The sequence below is a fragment of the Aquabacterium sp. genome (genome assembly GCF_021768455.1).
Lineage (GTDB): Bacteria > Pseudomonadota > Gammaproteobacteria > Burkholderiales > Burkholderiaceae_C > Aquabacterium.
In genome coordinates, this window is record NZ_JAIZVX010000026.1 from 14,696 (window position 1) to 33,233 (window position 18,538).

Consider the following 18,538-nt stretch of genomic DNA (forward strand, 5'->3'; position numbering starts at 1 on the left):
GATCCGGGGTGGACCGCTCAAGCGGCAGCGCCAGCCGGTCGCCGGACACGGAACCAGGCGGCGTACATGGCCGGCAGGGCCAGCAGCGTCAGCAGCGTGGCCACGATGAGCCCCCCCATGATGGCCACGGCCATCGGGCCCCAGAAGGCGCTGCGGGTCAGCGGGATCATGGCCAGGACGGCGGCAGCGGCCGTCAGCACGATGGGGCGGAAACGGCGCACGGCCGCCCCCACGATGGCATCCCAGGCTTCGACGCCGCGGGCGCGGTCCTGCTCGATCTGGTCGATCAGGATCACGGAGTTGCGCATGATCATGCCCATCAGGGCGATCACGCCCAACAGGGCCACGAACCCGAAGGGCCGGTTGAGCAGCAGCAGCGAGGCGGCCACGCCCGCGATGCCCATGGGGCCGGTCAGGAAGACCAGCAGGGCACGCGAGAAGCTTTGCAGCTGCAGCATCAGCAGGGTGAAGATGATGAAAAGCATCACCGGCACATTGGCAAAGATGGAGCCCTGCCCCTTGCTGCTTTCTTCGGCCGTGCCGGCCAGCTGCACCTGGTAGCCGGTGGGCATGCGCGCCTGCAGGGCCATCATCTGTGGCCACAGGGCGGCGCTGACGGTGGGGCCTTGCACGCCCTCGCTCACGTCGCCCTGGACGGTGACGGCGAAGTGACGCCCTTCTCGCCACAGCACACCGGGCTCCCAGACCAGCTGGGGCTTGGCGACCTGCAGCACCGGGATCATCTTGCCGGAGGCGCTGGGCACGTAGGCGTTGTCCAGCGCCTCGAGGGTGAGGCGCTCGGACTGGGGCGAGCGCAGGTCGATGTCGATCAGGCGGTCGCCTTCGCGGTACTGGCCGACGGTCACACCCGAGGTCAGGATGCGGCTGGCCTGGGCGATGGACTGGGTGGTGACGCCCAGGGCGCGGGCCTTGTCCTGGTCCACCGAAAGGCGCACGGCCTTGACGGATTCGTTCCAGTTGTCGTTGACGCCGTGCATGTCGGGGTGGGCACGCATGAGGGCCTTGGCCTCTTCCGCCAGCTTGCGCAGGGTGGCGACGTCATCGCCCACGATGCGGAACTGCACGGGGTATGGCACGGGCGGCCCGTTGGGCAGCAGCTTGACGCGGGCGCGCACCTCGGGAAACTCTTCGGCCATGAGGGCGGGCAACTTTTTGCGCAGGCTCTCGCGGGTGGCGGCGTCCTGCGGCACGAGCACGACCTGGCTGACGTTGCTCTGCGGGAAGATCTGGTCCATGGGCAGGTAAAAGCGCGGCAGGCCGGTGCCGATCCAGCTGCTGACCGTGGTGACGCCGGGCTCCTTCAGCATGCGGGCCTCGAAGCGGCGGGCGATGGCCTCGGTCGATTCGAAGCTGCTGCCTTCGGGCTGCCAGAGGTCGACGATGATCTCGGGGCGACTGGAATCCGGGAAGAACTGCTGCTGTACTTTGCCCATGCCGGCAAAGCCCAGGAACAGGGCCCCGAGGGTGAGCGCGATCGTGATCCAGCGGTGGGCCACGCACCAGTTCACCGTGGCCTTGAAGCGCACATAGAAGACGCCGCCATACAGGTCGACCTCGCCCTCGTGTCCGCGGCCCACCTTGGGCTGGGTGCGCAGCAACCACTGCCCCAGATAGGGCACGAAGTAGACGGACACCACCCAGCTGATCAGCAGGGCGGCGGCCGTGACCGCGAAGATGGCGAAGGTGTATTCCCCCACCGAAGAATTGGCCATGCCGATGGGCAGGAAGCCGGCGGCGGTGATCAGCGTGCCCGTGAGCATGGGCATGGCGGTGATCTCGTAGGCGGCGGTGGCCGCGGCCACCTTGTCATAGCCCTCTTCCAGCTTGTGAACCATCATTTCGACGGCGATGATGGCGTCGTCGACCAGCAGGCCGAGCGCGATGATGAGCGCGCCCAGCGAGATCTTGTGCAGGCCCACGCCCCAGAAGTGCATGACCAGGAAGGTGACGGCCAGCACCAGCGGGATGGTGATGGCCACGACCATGCCCGGCCAGATGTCCAGGCGCAGCGGTTTCATGTGCAGGCCCAGGCTCACGAAGCTGACCACCAGCACCACGACCACGGCCTCGATCAGCGTCTTGACGAACTCGCCCACCGAGGTGCTCACGGCCTTGGGCTGGTTCTGGATCTGCGCCATCTCGATGCCCACGGGCAGCTCGCCCTGGATGCGTTCGGTGGCAGCCGTGAGCTGCTTGCCCAGTTCGATGATGTCGCCGCCCTTGGCCATGGAAATGCCCAGGGCGATCACGCTCTTGCCCTGGTGGCGCACCTTGGTGCTGGCCGGGTTCTCGTAACCGCGGCGGATGGTGGCGATGTCGCCCAACTGAAGCGTGCGCGCCTGGCCATTGGCTGGGTTGATGGCGCGGATCGGCATGGTGCGCAGGTCGTCGACCGAGCGGAAGGCGCCATTGACGCGCATCTGGATGTTGGCCTGCTCGCTGTTGTAGACGCCGGCGCCTTCCACGCCGTTTTGCGCAGAGAGCTGGGCCAGCAGGGCCTGCATGTCGATGTGCATTTCAGCGATGCGACGCTGAGGCACCTCGATGTAGACCTTCTCGGCCTGCACGCCAAACAGCTCCACCTTGGCCACGCCCGGCACACGCAGCAGTTGCGAGCGGGTCTTGTCGGCAAACTGACGCAGCTCTTCTTCGCTGAACCCGTCGGCCGAGAGGGCGTAGATGGAACCGTAGACGTCACCAAACTCGTCGTTGAAGAAGGGGCCGATCACGCCCTGCGGCAGCGTGGCCTTCATGTCGCCGATCTTCTTGCGCGCCTGGTACCAGAGGTTGGGGATTTCCTTCGGAGGAGAGGAGTCCTTGACCTGGAAAAGCGTGAGCGATTCGCCTGGCTTGGTGTAGGACTGGATCTTGTCGGCGTAGGGCACCTCCTGCAGGGTGCGCTCGATCTTGTCGGTCACCTGCTGGGCCATCTCCTGCGCCGTGGTGCCCGGCCAGTAGCTGCGCACGACCATGATGCGGAAGGCAAAAGGCGGGTCTTCGTCCTGCCCCAGCTGGAAATAGGCCGCCAGGCCCAGCAGCATCAGCACGACCATGAGGTAGCGCGTGAGGGCGGGATGATCGAGGGCCCAGCGGGAAACGTTGAAGCGCTGGGAGGCCGAGGCCTTGGCCTCTGGGGTTTGGGGGGCGTGTTGGGCGTTGCTCACCGTCGGGCTCCTGGGGGATCAGGGCTTGGCGGCCGAAGCAACCGAGGCGGGTGACGCAGGGGACACTGAGGACGCCGCAGCGACGGCAGCCTGGTAGCGCTTGACCTTCTGGCCTGGGCTGAGCACGTGCACACCGGCCGTGACCAGCTCCTGACCGGGCGTCACGCCGCGGGCGACCAGCACGGTGTTGCCCGACACATCGGCCGTGGCCACAGGCACGGGCTGGACGGTCATGGCCTTGGGGTCCAGCACCCAGACCACCGATCGGCCCTCACGCTCGGCCAGCGCCGTCAGCGGCACGCGAACGCCTTCGGGCGCGCGCAACGGCGCGTTCATCATCACGGTGGCGGTCTGCCCGAGCTCGAAGCCGGCGCGGCCGACATCGGCCTTGACCTGGTAGGTGCGGGTGACGGGGTCGGTGGCGGCGGCCACCTCGCGCACGGTGGCAGGCTGCCACTCGCTGCTGCCCCAGCGGCGCACCTTGACGCCACCCGATTTCCCCACCAGCGGGCGCACGCGCTGGACGAGGTCTTCCGGCACGGCAAACACCACATCGCGCGGGCCGTCGTGGGCGAGGGTCAGCACCGGTGTGCCAGCGGCCACCACCTGGCCGGGCTCCAGCTCGACCGAGGTGATGACACCCGCCGCGTCCGCACTGAGGGCGGCGTAGCTGGCCTGGTTGCCTTGCACGCCACTTTGGGCGCGAGCTTGACGCAAGGCCGCTTCGGCGGTCTTGTGGTTGGTGAGGTGGCGATCGAGTTCGGCCTGGGAGATGAAACCCTGGGCCTTCAATTCGGTGAAGCGCTTGAGGTCTGCGCTCGCCTGGCTCAGGGTGGCTTCGGCGGCCACCATGCCGGCGCGGGCTGCATCCTGCTGGAGGCGCAGGTCCTGGCCGTCCAGCTGGGCGAGCACCTGGCCGGCGCGCACGGTCTGCCCCAGCTCCACCAGGCGCTGGCTGACCTTGCCGGGCACCCGGAAACCCAGGCGGGACTCGGTGCGGGCACGGATGTCGGCAGCGAACTCTCGCTCGAGCTGCCCACCGGTGTCGCTCAGCACCACGGTGCGCACGGCCCGAACGGGCGTCTCCGCCTGGGGCGCCTTGCTGCAGGCGGCCAGGGTCAGCATCGACACTGCGGAGACGACAAGGGCAAGGCGCGGAAGCGGGCGGTGAAGCAGCATGGGTTCGGGCCGATCAGGTGTGCGCCAGCGCGGGCGCGAGAGGGGGCGACCGCGGGCGGTCGGGGCACGAGACGGTGTCAGCCTGGCTAACTGACTCGCGGGTCAGTAATGTAGTCAAGGAATTTGCGCCGTGTCAATTCGGCCATGGCGACAATAGCGCTCCGTGTTTTGCCTGCCACCATGAATTCGCCCATCGCGCCGCCCCCCGCTTCCGCCCCCCCAGCCGGCTCGCCCGCGCCGTTTCCTCGGCCCGGCAGCAGCCTGTACCACGCGCTCGCCACCGTCCCGGCGGCCCAGCGCCCTGCCCTGCGACAATGGCTGCGCTGGTGGCACGACGTCGCCAGCATCCCCTTTGGCGTGAGCGACCCGGGCGTGGCCGAAACCAAATTGCGATGGTGGCAGCAGGAGTTGGCCGACGCTGCCCGCGGCCAGGCCCACCACCCGCTGCTGCGCGACTGGCCGGGGGACGCACAGGACCCGTCGGCTCGGCCGGATGCGCCCCTGTGGCACGCGCAGATCGAAGCCGCCCTGCAACTGGTCCAGCAAACCCGCTGGATGGACGAGGCCAGCGTGCAGCGCCATGCCCGACAAGGCACGGGTGCCGCCTGCGAGGGCGCGGCCTGGCTGCTTGGCGCCCGCTCCGAGGCGGCTCGCCACGCCGCCCGTGAACTGGGGCTGGGCCTGCACCAGGCGCACCAGCTGGCACGCCTGGGGCAGGACGCCCGACTGGGCTGGGTGCATCCGGCCATCTCGGTGCTGCAGACCCATGGCGTGCGTGCGCACGAATTGAGCAAACCGGCCGAGACCCCGCCAGCGGGGCTGGCCAGCCTGGTGCAGCACCTGCATCACCAGGCACGTGACACCCTGCGAGGGGCGCTGCACGCCGTTGAGGCACTGCCCTCACCCGAGCGCCGCGCCTGTCAGCCCTTGTGCGTACTGGCCCACATCCAGCTTGCCCAGATGGTGGCCATCGAAGCACGCAGCGACCGGCTGTTGCACGAGCGCATCGTCCTCACCCCGCTGCGCAAATGGTGGATCGCACAACAGGTGCGCTGGGGCCTGCTGCGTTGACCCAGACCGTGGGGGGGGCAAGGTTCAGCGCCCGAAAGGCGCCGCCAGCGGCTCCCCCACAAACACGGCCTGCTGGGGCCAGGCCACGCTTTTCCAGTAGGCCTCGATGGCCGTGGCACCCTGCGCGTAAAAGAGCAACAGCGCCTGCGGATGAGGAAACTTCTGCAGGTGGGCACAGGGCTCGCTGGCCGTGCCATGGCTGGCCGTGGCGCCGGCTTCGATCCACGCCAGCACGCTCATCTGGCCATAGGGATCGTCCAGCCGCCCGCCAAATGAGGTGAGGTGGTCGGCCAGGGCCCCGGGCAGGAAGCCCACCGACGACAGGCCCTCGACCTGGGCGCGGCCCGTCATGTAGATCAGGACGCGGTCCACGCCCCGCAGCGCATCGGCCTGGTCCAGGTGGATGTCCAGCCCCGCCTGCGCCACCTTGCCTTCAGGCGGAAACAGCTGCTGGCGGACGCTGCGCACCGCGTCCGACGTCGTGACAAAGTGCACCTGGGCGGGCAGCCCGCCTCGCAGACCCAGCGTGCCATCGGAGGCCACCCCGCGGTCGATCAAGGCCTTGGCCCCCTCGACGTCTCGCGCCGCCAGCTGCATGCTCAGGCGCATGCGGTGCTCGGCCAGCGGCCGGGTGGCCGCCGAACCGAAATAGCTGCTGCGCCTCGACACCGCGCAGCTGTGACCGCAGAGCCCCTCGTCGAAGCCCATGGCCAGCGCGCCCGCGAGCCCGTTGCAGGCCACCGCATACGGCAGGCGCCAGGCCAGGGCCAAGGCCTGCACACGGTCCCCGTAAAAGGCCTCGATCTGGGCCTGCAAGGCCTCGAATTCGCCACGGGTCAGCGCCCCCTTGACCGGCAGCCGCACACGAAGGATCTGGTCTTCTGGAATCTGCCGGGCCTTGGCGTAATGCCCCCCCACCTGGACCGAATAGGGGTCATCGAGGTTGATCACCAGCCCCAGGTCCTTGACGCCCAGACGGCCATAGACCCTGGGCACGCGCATCCATTTGCGAGCAGGTGAAGCAGGGGCCGAAGCGGCCACCCCGGGCGCGGGCGATGAGGCGGCAGGCAGCACGGCTTCCTGAGCCTGTCCAGCCGAGGTCACCGCCAGGCCAGACACCAGGCAGACCAGGGCCAACAGATGCCCGAAGGCCAGGCTTGCGGCACCTTGGGCGAGGGAGGAAAGAACGGATTTGCGCATGAACGTCATGAAATACCGATTTCAGCCCCTCGGGGAGCGGGAAAGTCGCTCAAGCCACAGTTTATTTCGCCGATTGAGCAGGGATCCCGCCTTTCAAAATGAACTTCCACCGAGGAAAACCCGATGAGCGAACCCACCCACAGCGCCACCTCGATCCAGGTGCTGAGCCGCATGTTCTCGCTGCTCGACACCCTGGCGCAAGCGGGCGACTCGGTCTCGCTGAAGGCCATCAGCGAACAGACTGGCCTGCACCCCTCCACCGCCCACCGCATCCTCAACGACCTGGCCGCGGGCCGCTATGTCGAGCGATCCGGCCCTGGCAGCTACCGGCTCGGCCTGCGGCTGCTGGAACTGGGCAACCTGGTCAAAGGTCGCCTGAACGTGCGCGACCTGGCCAGCCGCCCGATGCAGGAGCTGCACCGCATGACCGGGCACTCCGTCTCGCTGTTTGTGCGCCAGGATGACGAGGCCCTGTGCGTCGAACGCACGGTGGCCGAACGCAGCGGCGTGCAGGTGACCCGCGTGATGGGCCTGCGCCTGTCGCTGGTGGGCCACGCCGTGGGCAAGGTGCTGCTGCTGAACGACAGCGGCGCAGGGCTGCAGGCACTCACCCAGGCCCATGGACTGCGCCTGGACGCCCTGCAGGCCGAACTGCACGCCATCCGCCAGAACGGACTGGCCCTGGAGGCCGACACGCCCGACCCGCTGCAACAGCTGGTCGCCGCACCCGTGTTCGACGACATGGGCAAGGTGGCCGCCAGCCTTTCGCTGAACGTGCCCGCCTCGCGCCTGCAGCCCGAGTGGCAAGATGCCCTGCGCAACGCCGCCCAGCGCATTTCTGCCGCCCTGGGCTGGCAGCACCGCTGAACACCCGGCGCCATCTCCGACCAAGCGCCTTCATGGCGCGCCATGAAAAAAGCCTCCGCAAGGAGGCTTTTTTTGGATCAGGAGGTGGCCTTCACCGCCGGCGGCGCCACGCTCACGGCACCCTTGGGTGCAGAGGTGGCCTTTTCCAGCCAGCGGCGCACGCGTTCGGCATCGGCCTGGCGCGAATACTTCCCGGCGGAATCCAGGAAGACCATGATCAGCTTGCGACCGGCCATGCGCGCCTGCATCACCAGGCAGCGACCGGCTTCCACGATGTAGCCCGTCTTCTGCAGACCGATGTCCCAGCTGGGGTTGCGCACCAGGCTGTTGGTGTTGTGGAACTGCAGTTGGCGGGCACCCACGCGCACGGCGTACTCGGGCGAGGTCGACAATTCGCGAATCAGTGGCTGCTGGTAGGCGGCCTTGACCAGCACCGCCAGATCGCGGGCGCTGGACTGGTTGCGGCTGTTCAGGCCGGTCGGGTCGACGTAATGCGTGTCACCCATGCCCAGTGCACGGGCCTTGGCATTCATGGCCGTCACGAAGGCATTCAGCCCTCCGGGGAAGGTCCGACCCAGGGCGTGGGCAGCGCGGTTTTCAGACGACATCAGCGCCAGGTGCAGCAACTCGCCACGGCTCAGCGTGGCACCGACCACCAGGCGGGAGCTGCTGTTCTTTTCGGTGTCGACGTCGTCGCTGGTGACGGTCACCATCTCGTCCATCGACAAGCGGGACTCGACCATGACCATGCCGGTCATCAGCTTGGTCAGCGAGGCAATCGGCAGCACGGCCTCGGAGTTCTTGGCAAACAGCACTTCGTTGGTGTCCTGGTCCAGGACCAGGGCCACGCTGGACTTCAGATCCAGCGGATCCGGCGTCTGGTGCAAGCCGTAAAGCTGCCCAAAGGAAGCGCCCGATGCGCCCGACGCAGCGGCCAGGGTGGCAGCGCCCGCACCGGTCGTGACGGCAGCGGCCTTGACGGACACCGGCATCACGCGCGCAGGCTGGATCGGCTCTTTGGCCTCGACACGGGACACGCGGGCCACACGGCCTTCGCGGACCTTGGCCGAGCGCGGGGCCTGCTTGCCGCGGACGGCAGCCGTCTTCTGTGAGGACCGGGATTGGGACTGGGCCGGCGCGGATTTCGCCACCTTGGCAGGCTTTGCAGCCGGCTTGGCCTTGCTGCTCGCGCGCTCGGGCGCGGCCTTGGCCAAGACCGCAGAAGGGGCGCCGAGACCCAGCGACAGCAGCGATGCCACCGCCAAGGCCAGCCAGTTTTTCTTGGAAATCATGCGTATCACGGCTACAGCCCTTTCAACTCCACGCCAGTGTAATAAAAAAACGCGCAAGATCAAAGACTTACGCGTCTTTTATCAAGTGACCTGACGGATCAGGTCATCGCGGGGAGGCTCAACCCTGGGCGGCCACCCTTTCTGCCTTGCTGTGGAGCTTGTTCAACGCAGAAAGATAGGCCTTGGCTGACGCGACGACGATGTCCGGGTCCGCACCGACGCCGTTGACGACACGGCCGCCATGTTGCAGTCGCACCGTCACCTCGCCTTGTGATTCTGTGCTGCCGGACGTGATGGCATTCACGGAGTACAGGACGATTTCCGCGCCACTTTTCACGACGGCTTCGATGGCCTTGACCGAGGCGTCCACGGGACCGTTGCCACCGCTCTCGCTGCGGTGCTCTTCGGAGCCCGCTGCAAACACCACGCTGGCCTGCGGGCGCTCACCCATTTCGGACTTCTGCGACAGGGCCACGAGGCGGTAGTGTTCCTGCTCGGCCGTCACGCTCTCGTCGCCCACGAGGGCAATGATGTCCTCGTCGAAAATCTCGCTCTTGCGGTCGGCCAGTTCCTTGAACTTGGCGAAGGCGGCGTTGACTTCGGCTTCCGATTCGAGCTCGATGCCGAGGTCCTGCAGGCGCTGCTTGAAGGCGTTGCGACCCGAGAGCTTGCCCAGCACGATCTTGTTGGCAGCCCAGCCCACGTCTTCTGCGCGCATGATTTCGTAGGTGTCGCGGGCCTTGAGCACGCCGTCCTGGTGGATGCCGGAGGCATGGGCAAAGGCGTTGGCGCCCACCACAGCCTTGTTCGGCTGAACCACGAAGCCCGTGGTCTGCGAGACCAGACGCGAAGCCGGCATGATCTGCTGGGTCTCGATGCCCACATCCAGGCCGAAGTAATCGCGGCGGGTGCGCACGGCCATCACGACCTCTTCCAGCGCACAGTTTCCGGCGCGCTCACCCAGGCCGTTGATCGTGCATTCCACCTGGCGGGCGCCACCGATCTTCACACCGGCCAGCGAGTTGGCCACGGCCATGCCCAGGTCGTTGTGGCAGTGGACCGACCAGATGGCCTTGTCGGAGTTGGGCACCTTTTCGCGCAGGGTCTTGATGAAATTGCCGTACAGCTCGGGGATGGCGTAGCCCACCGTGTCGGGGATGTTGATGGTGGTGGCACCTTCCTTGATCACGGCCTCGCACACGCGGGCGAGATAGTCGATGTCGGAGCGGTAGCCGTCTTCGGCCGAGAACTCGACGTCGGACGTGAGGTTGCGGGCGAAACGCACGGAGTTGATCGCTTGCGTGAGCACCTCGTCGGGCGACATGCGCAGCTTCTTCTCCATGTGGAGCGGGCTGGTGGCGATGAAGGTGTGGATGCGCCAGGCGTTGGCGCCCTTCAGGGCCTCGGCCGCACGGGCGATGTCACGGTCGTTGGCGCGGGCCAGCGAGCAGACGGTGGAGTCCTTGATGGCGTCGGCAATGGCCTTGATGGCCTCGAAATCCCCATTGGACGATGCGGCAAAGCCGGCTTCGATCACGTCCACCTTGAGGCGCTCGAGCTGGCGGGCGATGCGCAGCTTTTCTTCGCGCGTCATCGAGGCGCCGGGCGACTGTTCGCCGTCGCGCAAGGTGGTGTCGAAAATGATGAGCTTGTCGGTCATGGTGGTCTTTCGTGAGGCAGAGGAAGGTCAGCGGAGGGTGGCCGTGCGGCGCTGGGCACCTGGGGCCTGGCTGCCGGCTTGACCTTCTTCCTGTCGGATCTCAGATCAGCTTTGCCAAACAAAACGGCCCGCAAGAAGCGCTTGGCGGGCCGTGATTGATGCAAGTGGTACGTGTGTACAGACGACAGCGATCAACGCGCCCGGGGCACTCCTAGGGGTAGCAGCAGCGAGGTGTTGAAGGTCGTCATGGGTTTGAATATAGCACGCGGGGCCCCGGCAGCAGCCGGGCAAAACCAGTAGAAAAAAACGATCAGCGGTGTAGGCCGCGCTCATCGGGTTCGTCGGTGGAGGTGGAGATCACGCTCACCGGTTTGCCCTTCATGCGCTTCCACACGTACACGCCATAACCCGACACGCCATAGGCCACGAAGATGCCGAACAGCACGATGGGCGGGTGGATGGTGATGACCGCGATGCCGAGGGCGATGGCCACGATGGCAATGAAGGGCACGGTGCGGCGGAAATTCACGTCCTTGAAGCTGTAGAACGGGATGTTGGTGACCATGGTGAGGCCCGCGTACAGCGTGAAGGCGAAGGTCAGCCAGACCATGCCCGGGATGGAGCGCGCGGTTTCACCCAGGTCGGTGACCACCCAGATCAGCCCCATGACGACGGCCGCAGCCGCGGGGCTGGGCAGGCCCTGGAAGAAGCGCTTGTCGACCACGGCGATGTTGGTGTTGAAGCGCGCCAGGCGCAAGGCGGCACCCGAGCAGTAGACGAAGGCGGCGATCCAGCCTGGCTTGCCAAGGTCCTTCAGCGCCCATTCGTAGGCGATGAGCGCAGGGGCGGCGCCAAAGGAGACCATGTCGGAGAGGCTGTCCATCTGCTCGCCGAAGGCACTCTGCGTGTTGGTCATGCGGGCGACGCGGCCGTCGAGGCTGTCGAGCACCATGGCGCAGAAGACGCCCACGGCAGCCTGCTCGAATTGCCCGTTCATGGCCATCACGATGGCGTAGAAGCCCCCGAACAGCGCCGCCAGCGTGAACAGGTTGGGGAGGATGTAGATGCCCTTGCGGCGGGGACGAGGCGGCTCGTCGTCGTCAAGGTGGTCGATGGCGGTGGGGTCGATGTCTGGCACGGAGGATGTGTCTGAAACAGGCGGCGGGGAGCTGGTGGGCGCCACGCTCAGGCCTTGGAGAGGGTGGCAAGGATGGTCGTGGTGGCCGAGACCTTGTCGCCAGGAGCGACCTTGGGCACGGCATGCGGCGGCAGGTAGATGTCGACGCGGGACCCGAAACGGATCAGGCCATAACGTTGGCCGCGGGTGAGCGTGTCGCCCACCTTGACGTGGCACAGGATGCGACGGGCCATGAGGCCGGCCACCTGCACCAGGGTGATGAGCTGGCCGTTGGCATCGATCAGCAAGGCATTGCGTTCGTTGCCGGCGGCGTTGGCATCGAGTTCGGCCTGCAGCCACTTGCCCGGGAAATACTGCACCTGGCGCACGACGCCGTCGACGCAGGCACGATTGCCATGGCGGCTGAACAGGCTCATGAAGACGCTGATGCGCAGGGCCTCGCGCTGGCCATAGGGGTCGGTGGCCTTTTCGATGCGGACGATGCGGCCATCGGCAGGCGAAAGCACGGCCCCTGCCTGTGCCGGCACGGCCCGCGGGCGCTCGCGCCAGATGGGCAGCCAGGCCAGCAGGGCCAGACCGGCGAGGGCCGCAACCAGGTGGGCACCCGCAGCCAGCGCGGCCAGCATGAGGGCACCCACAAACAGGCCCGGCATGGCGCCGGGGGCGCGTCCCCAGGAGGGCATCGACAAATTCATGGTGCCTTGAGGATAACTCAAGCCTGGGGCGCAGGCACCGCAGCGTGGACCACGCGCTGGGGATACGGGATCTGCACGCCGAGGCGGTTGAGGGTCGCAAGGATGGTGAGGTTGACGTCGGAGCGGGCGGCGAGCTGGCCGTTTTCGGGGTCGGCGATCCAGAAGGCGACGGTCAGTTCCAGACCGTCGGAGGGGAAGCCGGAGAGGAAGACCTGCGGGCCCGGGTTGTCGAGCACGCGGGGCAAGGCGGCGATGGCCCGCTCCAGCTCGGGCAGGGTGCGGTCCAGGTCGCTGCCATAGGCCACCTGCAGCACGGTGCTCAACATCATTTTGGTGTCGGCCAGGGAGGCGTTCTCGACCCGCTGGGTGATGAGCAACTCGTTGGGCACGATGGACTCTCGCCCCGCCGCCGAACGCAGCACGGTGTAGCGGGTGTTGATGTCGGTGATGCGGCCCTCGAAGTTGTCGACCTTGACCAGGTCACCAATGCGCAGGCTGCGTTCGGCCAGGATCACAAAGCCGCTGACGTAGTTGGCGGCGAGCTTTTGCAGACCGAAGCCCAGGCCCACGCCAATGGCCCCACCCAGCACCGACAGCGCGGTGAGGTCGATGCCCGCCGCCGAGAGGGCCATCAGCACGCCGCAGGTCATGAGCACGGCGCGGATGGCGTTGGCGGCGATCTTGCGCACGGAGAGGTTGTCGGTCGCGCCACGCAAGAGGCGGGTTTCGATGGCCGAGGAGATGGACAGAGACAGGATCAGCACCAGCACGGCGCTCAAGCCGCCTTCGACCAGGTTGCGCAAGCTGACCTGGGTGGCGCCCACCTTCCAGGTGACCTCTTCCATCTCGTCGAGGATGAGGGGCATGACGCCGGTGACCCAGAGCACGGTGCCCAGCCAGGCCAGCCAGGACACGGTGCGCTCGACGATGCGCACGGTGCGCGAGGTGGGAAAGGCCGCCCCCAGCACCTTCACGGTGAGGCGGATGACGGCCAGCGACACCAGCACGGGCACCGCCACGCGGAACACGGTGAGGGGCACTTCGCCCAGCAGCACGCGGCGCATGCCCAGGGCAAACAAAAGCGCCAGCAAGGGGAAGAGCACGCCATCGACCACCTTCTGGCCGAACCAGATGGAGGCGGGATCGGCCTGGCGACCGCGCCAGACCCGCACCAGCAACCACGACATGCCCAGGCACGCCAGGATCACGGCGATTTCGGTCAGGGCGGCCGGCTGGTGCAACTGGCCCCACAGGGCCTGGAGCTCTTCGGCGCTCAGGGGTTGGCTGGAGTGGGTGGGGGTCACGGCAGTGGGCAAGGCGGGGATCGACAAGAAGGACAACACGGACAAGGGCGGGCTGCTGACAGCCCTCGATGATGCCCTGGATCCAGCCGGTGCGGGCCCCGATCAGGCCTCGATCAGGGCGCGGACGTGGGCGACCACGCTGCGGCCGAGGGCACTGAGGTTGTAGCCCCCCTCCAGGCAAGACACGACCCGGCCCTTGGCATGTCGCCTGGCGATCTCCAGCACCTTTTCGGTGATCCAGACGTAATCGGCCTCGACCATGCCGAGGTTGCCCATGTCGTCTTCGCGGTGGCCGTCAAACCCGGCCGAGATGAAGATCATTTCGGGGCGGAAGTCTTCGAGGCGGTACAGCCAGTAGGACTCGACCACATCCCGCACCACGGCGCCGCTGCTGCGGGCCGGCACCGGGACGTTGACCATGTTGCAGGCCTTGCTGTCGGCGCCGCTGTAGGGGTAGAGGGGGTGCTGGAAGAGACCGACCATGAGCACACGGTCGTCGTTGGCCATGATGTCTTCCGTGCCGTTGCCGTGGTGCACATCGAAATCGACGATGGCCACGCGCTGCAGGCCTCGGACGTCGAGCGCATGGCGGGCCGCCACGGCCACGTTGTTGAAGAAGCAAAAGCCCATGGTGTGGTCATGGGTGGCGTGGTGGCCCGGCGGGCGGACGGCGCAGAAGGCGTTGTCGAGTTGACCGTCGAGCACCGCGTCGGTCGCGGCGACGGCGGCACCGGCTGCACGCCAGGCGGCCGAGCGGGTGCCGGGGGAGGCCCAGGTGTCAGGGTCAAGGGCGCGGGTGTCGCCGGTGGACTCGAGCTGCTGGAGGAAGTCGTCCAGCGTCAGCACGTAATGGAGGTCGTGGGCCAGGGCGAGGTCGGCGTTGGCGGCCAGGGGCACGTCGGGGCGGGTCAGCAGGGCATCGAGGCCCGAGGCGCGGAGCTGGTCTTCGATGGCGTGCAGGCGCTGGGGGCACTCCGGATGGCCCTGCCCCATGTCATGGGCCAGGCAATCGGGATGGGAAAAGTAGCCGGTGGCCATGGGTCTGTCTCGGTCTGCAGCGCGCAGGCGTTTGGGTTAAGGTCTGGTCATGCTGCGCAACGCCCCCGACCCGACCCCGCATCTGGTGAGCACCTCGACGTCGATGGTGTCGCACATCCAACAGCTCATTGATCAGGTTAGCACGATCATCGTGGGCAAACGGGAGCAGGTCAGCCTGGGGGTGATCTGCCTGTTGGCATCGGGCCACCTGCTGATCGAAGACGTGCCTGGCGTGGGCAAGACCACCTTGTCACAAGCCCTGGCGCGCTCGCTGGGGCTGAGCTTTTCGCGGGTGCAGTTCACGGCCGACCTGTTGCCCTCGGACCTGATCGGCGTGAGCGTTTACGAGCGCCAGCGCGAGTCCTTCGTCTTTCACCCCGGGCCAGTGTTCGCCCAGGTGCTGCTGGCCGATGAGATCAACCGTGCGGGCCCCCGCACCCAGAGTGCGCTGCTCGAGGCCATGGAGGAGCGCCAGGTGTCGGTCGAGGGCGAAACGCGCGCCCTGCCCTCGCCGTTTTTCGTGATCGCCACGCAGAACCCGGCCGAGCAACTGGGCACCCATCCCCTGCCGGAATCCCAGCTCGACCGCTTTGCGATGCGGCTGTCCCTGGGCTACCCCTCGCCCCAGGCCGAACGCGCCCTGCTCAGGGGGGAAGACCGGCGCGAGGCCCTGGCCCGCCTGCCTGCCGTGCTGACGCCGGCGCAATGGCAGGCCCTGCAGGACCAGGTGAGCCAGGTGCACGTGGCCGACAGCCTGCTCGACTACCTGCAGGCCCTGATCGCGGCCACCCGCGATGGGCACTGGTTCAGCCTGGGCCTGAGCCCACGGGCGGGCCTCTCGCTGCTGCAGCTGGCACGGGCGCGGGCCCTGGTGTCGGGGCGTGGGCACGTGTCGCCAGAAGACATCCAGGCGCTGTGGGTGGTGGCCACGGCCCATCGACTCGGGACCTTGTCACAGTCGGGACGCAGCGCGGCCGCCCAGGCCCGCGCCCTGCTGGAGGCCACCCCGGTGCCATGAGGGGCGAACGCCTGTCTCTGCGGCAGCGCTGGCGTGCGCATTGGGCGCGCTGGTGGGACCAGCGCCTGCCTCGCCAGGACGACCTCACCCTGCACCAGCGCAACCTCTACATCCTGCCCACACGCGCAGGCTGGAGCCTGGCCGGCGTGGCCATCGTGCTCTTGCTGGCCTCGATCAACGAACAGGTGAACCTGGGCTATGCCCTGAGCTTCACCCTGGGCGGCACCGCCCTGGCCGCCCTGCACCAGACGCACGGAAACCTGCAGGGCATCCGCCTGCGTCTGGGCGGGCTGCAGAGCGTGCACGCCGGCGAGGTGCTGCGGGTGACGGTGATGCTGTCGCAGACACCCACCGGGCGCGGTCGCATGGGGCTCTCGGTGAAGGTGGGCGACGCAGCCCCGGTCGACACGGAACTGCCGCCAGGCGGCGAGACCCCGGTCGAGCTGGACGTGCCCGCCCCCCAGCGAGGGTGGTTCCAGCTGCCCCGCCTGAGCATCGAGACACGCTACCCCCTGGGCATCTTCCGCGCCTGGGCTCACTGGCGCCCTGCCCGCACCGTGCTGATCTGGCCTGCGCTCGACCGGCAGGCCCCGCCCTTGCCCGACCTGCCGACCCGCGCCCAAGGCGCCGAGGGTGAACACAGCGCCACCCCGCAGGGCGAGATCCCAGAAGGCCTGCGGGACTACCGGCGGGGGGACCCGCTGAAACAGGTCGCCTGGCGCAAATCGGCCCACAGCCTGGCGGCCGGTGGTGGCCTGGTGAGCCGGGAGCCCGCCACCCGCCGATCGCCCGACCGCTGGCTGGACTTCGAGCACAGCCCGGGCCTGCTCAGCCTGGGCACCGAAGCGCGGCTCAGCCGTCTGGCCACGTGGCTGGTCGAGGCCGAGCGGGAGGCACTGGCCCAAGGCACGCTGTACGGCCTGCGCCTGCCGGGTCTGGAGACCCCTTGCGGCGCGGGCCCCCATCACCTGCGCACCTGCCTGGACGCACTCGGCCGCTGGGGGCAGCCCTCATGAGCACGCGCATCAGCCCAGGCGCCCCGCGCGCCCTGCCCATCAGCCGCGAGGGGCGCGACACCCTGTGGCTGCTGACCGTGCTGGCCCTGTGCATTGCGCCGCATGCCATGCGCCTGCCTCTGTGGTGTGCTGCGGGCACGGGGGTGGCACTGGCCTGGCGCGCGCAACTGGCCTGGCGCGACGCCGCCTTGCCCCCACGCTGGGTGCTGCTGCTGAGCCTGCTGGCCTCGGTGGCACTCACCCTGCTCACCTACCGATCGCTGATGGGCCGAGAAGCCGGCGTCACCCTCGTCACCCTGTTGGCCGGCCTGAAGACGCTGGAGTTGCGCGCCCGGCGCGACGCCTTCGTCATCACCTCACTGGGCTTTTTCCTGATCCTCACCCAGTTCCTGCACAGCCAGACGCCAGGCATGGCCCTGCTGATGAGTGCCGCTTTTCTGGGCCTGTTGAGCGCCCTGGTCTTGGCCCAGCGCCCCCTGGGTCGCCCAAGCATCGCCTCGGCCTTGAAGGACGCCGGCCGGGCCGTGGCCTGGGGGCTGCCACTGATGCTGGCGCTCTACCTGCTGTTTCCTCGCATCGGGCCGCTGTGGGCCTTGCCGTCCGATGCCGGGGCTCGCACCGGGCTGTCTGACCAGCTCACCCTCGGGCGTGTGGCCGAACTCGCCCTGGACGACGGCATCGTCATGCGCCTGAGGTTCGAAGGCGCGACACCGCCGCCGCAAGCCCTGTACTTCCGAGGTCCGGTCCTGGACGATTTCGATGGTCAGCGCTGGACGGCTCGCCCACCCCACCCCGACACCGACCGCATGGACGCCTTGCGGGCCGACACCCTCCGCGGCCCCTGGATCGACCACGAAGTCACCCTGGAGCCCAGTGGACTGCGGCAGCAGGCCCTGCTGGAAGGCACGGTCGAGGTCCGGGCCGAGCAGGCTGATGTGCAGGGCTGGCAGCGCGTCGGCCTGGCCTGGACAGCCCCCAGCCCGCCACGCGAACGCCTGCGGCTGCAGGCCCGCGCACTGAGCGCCTGGCACAGTGGCCCCGCCGCACCAGACCCGATCCTGCGCAACTGGACGCAACTGCCTGCCGGCTTCAACCCTCGCACCCTGGCCTGGGCTCTGGACTTCAGCCGGCAGCCCACCCTGAGGGGTGCCGACGCGCGCACGCTGGCCAACGCGGTGATGCAGCACATCCGGCAGCACGATTACCGCTACACACTGGCCCCCGGCGACGACGCCCTGGGCGCCAACGGCCAGCCAGAGCGCCACCTCATCGACCGTTTCTGGCTGGATCGCCGCAGCGGCTTTTGCGAACATTTCGCCACCGCCTTCGTGGTCGTGATGCGTGCCATGGACGTGCCCGCTCGCGTGGTCACCGGCTTCCAGGGTGCCGAGCGCAACCCCGTTGACGGCATGCTGGTCGTGCGCAACAGCGATGCCCACGCCTGGGCCGAGTACTGGCAAGCCGGCGAAGGCTGGGTGCGGGCCGACCCCACGGCCGCCGTGGCCCCGGAACGGATCGACCGCACCCGCCCCCTGAACCGCCGAGCCGACTCGGCCAGCGGTGGCCTGGCCCACCTTGCACCCGACTGGCTGCTGCGCAGCCGCGCCGCCCTCGACGCTGCCAACCACCGCTGGAACACCTGGGTGCTCGCCTACTCACGCCAGAACCAGCTCGACCTGTTGAGCCAGTGGGGCTGGCCCGCTGCCTCCGGCATGGACCTGCTGCGCCTGTGCCTGATCGTGGTGGTCAGCCTTGCCCTGGCCGGCGTGCTGTGGCTGTGGGCCACACGCCCCCGGCAGCGGACCTCCCCCTGGCAAGGCCTGCTGAATCGGGTGCATGGCGACCTGCTCGCGACAGGCGTGCCAGCGCCTGCGG

At 68.1% G+C, this 18,538-nt stretch carries 14 protein-coding genes; 5 read left to right on the top strand and 9 right to left on the bottom strand.

Going from position 1 to position 18,538, the window contains the following annotated elements; translation table 11 throughout:
• Positions 1-17: 17 nt before the first annotated feature.
• Entirely contained in the window at positions 18-3,185 is a 3,168-nt protein-coding gene (locus QZ994_RS05595) for an efflux RND transporter permease subunit (RefSeq protein WP_290869397.1), read from the bottom strand.
• 18 nt (positions 3,186-3,203) lie between these two features.
• A complete protein-coding gene (locus QZ994_RS05600; protein WP_290869427.1) occupies positions 3,204-4,310 on the bottom strand; it encodes an efflux RND transporter periplasmic adaptor subunit in 1,107 nt (368 codons plus the stop codon).
• A 234-nt stretch (positions 4,311-4,544) separates the two neighbouring features.
• Here QZ994_RS05600 and QZ994_RS05605 point away from each other — a divergent pair, with 234 nt between their 5' ends.
• Complete coding sequence (locus QZ994_RS05605; protein ID WP_290869400.1) at positions 4,545-5,435, top strand: squalene/phytoene synthase family protein; 891 nt, start codon at positions 4,545-4,547, stop codon at positions 5,433-5,435.
• A 24-nt stretch (positions 5,436-5,459) separates the two neighbouring features.
• On the opposite strand, the gene QZ994_RS05610 is transcribed toward QZ994_RS05605, so the two are convergent.
• On the bottom strand, positions 5,460-6,635 hold the full coding sequence (locus tag QZ994_RS05610; protein WP_290869403.1) for a TIGR03790 family protein: 1,176 nt from the start codon (positions 6,633-6,635) through the stop codon (positions 5,460-5,462).
• A gap of 123 nt (positions 6,636-6,758) precedes the next feature.
• Between QZ994_RS05610 and QZ994_RS05615 the strand changes: the two genes are divergently transcribed.
• Positions 6,759-7,502: an IclR family transcriptional regulator gene (locus QZ994_RS05615; protein WP_290869406.1), complete on the top strand. Its 744-nt coding sequence runs from the start codon at positions 6,759-6,761 to the stop codon at positions 7,500-7,502.
• A 77-nt stretch (positions 7,503-7,579) separates the two neighbouring features.
• Here the strand turns inward: QZ994_RS05615 and pbpG are convergent, their stop codons facing one another.
• From pbpG to QZ994_RS05645, 6 genes are all read right to left on the bottom strand, one after another.
• On the bottom strand, positions 7,580-8,794 hold the full coding sequence (gene pbpG / locus QZ994_RS05620) for a D-alanyl-D-alanine endopeptidase (protein ID WP_290869409.1): 1,215 nt from the start codon (positions 8,792-8,794) through the stop codon (positions 7,580-7,582).
• A 118-nt stretch (positions 8,795-8,912) separates the two neighbouring features.
• Entirely contained in the window at positions 8,913-10,454 is a 1,542-nt protein-coding gene (locus tag QZ994_RS05625; protein ID WP_290869412.1) for a 2-isopropylmalate synthase, read from the bottom strand.
• Positions 10,455-10,764: 310 nt separating this feature from the next.
• Complete coding sequence (gene pssA / locus QZ994_RS05630) at positions 10,765-11,583, bottom strand: CDP-diacylglycerol--serine O-phosphatidyltransferase (RefSeq protein WP_290869430.1); 819 nt, start codon at positions 11,581-11,583, stop codon at positions 10,765-10,767.
• A 56-nt stretch (positions 11,584-11,639) separates the two neighbouring features.
• Positions 11,640-12,287: a phosphatidylserine decarboxylase gene (locus tag QZ994_RS05635; protein ID WP_290869414.1), complete on the bottom strand. Its 648-nt coding sequence runs from the start codon at positions 12,285-12,287 to the stop codon at positions 11,640-11,642.
• 17 nt (positions 12,288-12,304) lie between these two features.
• Positions 12,305-13,630 (bottom strand): mechanosensitive ion channel family protein, encoded by a 1,326-nt coding sequence (locus QZ994_RS05640; protein WP_367172256.1) that lies wholly within the window; start codon positions 13,628-13,630, stop codon positions 12,305-12,307.
• A 63-nt stretch (positions 13,631-13,693) separates the two neighbouring features.
• Entirely contained in the window at positions 13,694-14,629 is a 936-nt protein-coding gene (locus tag QZ994_RS05645; RefSeq protein WP_290869417.1) for a histone deacetylase family protein, read from the bottom strand.
• Between the two features lie 103 nt (positions 14,630-14,732).
• Here QZ994_RS05645 and QZ994_RS05650 point away from each other — a divergent pair, with 103 nt between their 5' ends.
• From QZ994_RS05650 to QZ994_RS05660, 3 genes are all read left to right on the top strand, one after another.
• On the top strand, positions 14,733-15,647 hold the full coding sequence (locus QZ994_RS05650) for a MoxR family ATPase (protein ID WP_290869436.1): 915 nt from the start codon (positions 14,733-14,735) through the stop codon (positions 15,645-15,647).
• On the top strand, positions 15,644-16,663 hold the full coding sequence (locus QZ994_RS05655; protein WP_290869420.1) for a DUF58 domain-containing protein: 1,020 nt from the start codon (positions 15,644-15,646) through the stop codon (positions 16,661-16,663). The genes QZ994_RS05650 and QZ994_RS05655 overlap by 4 nt, the downstream gene beginning before the upstream one ends.
• A partial coding sequence (locus tag QZ994_RS05660) for a DUF3488 and transglutaminase-like domain-containing protein (protein ID WP_290869424.1) occupies positions 16,660-18,538 on the top strand: 1,879 nt, incomplete at its 3' end. The genes QZ994_RS05655 and QZ994_RS05660, both read left to right, overlap by 4 nt.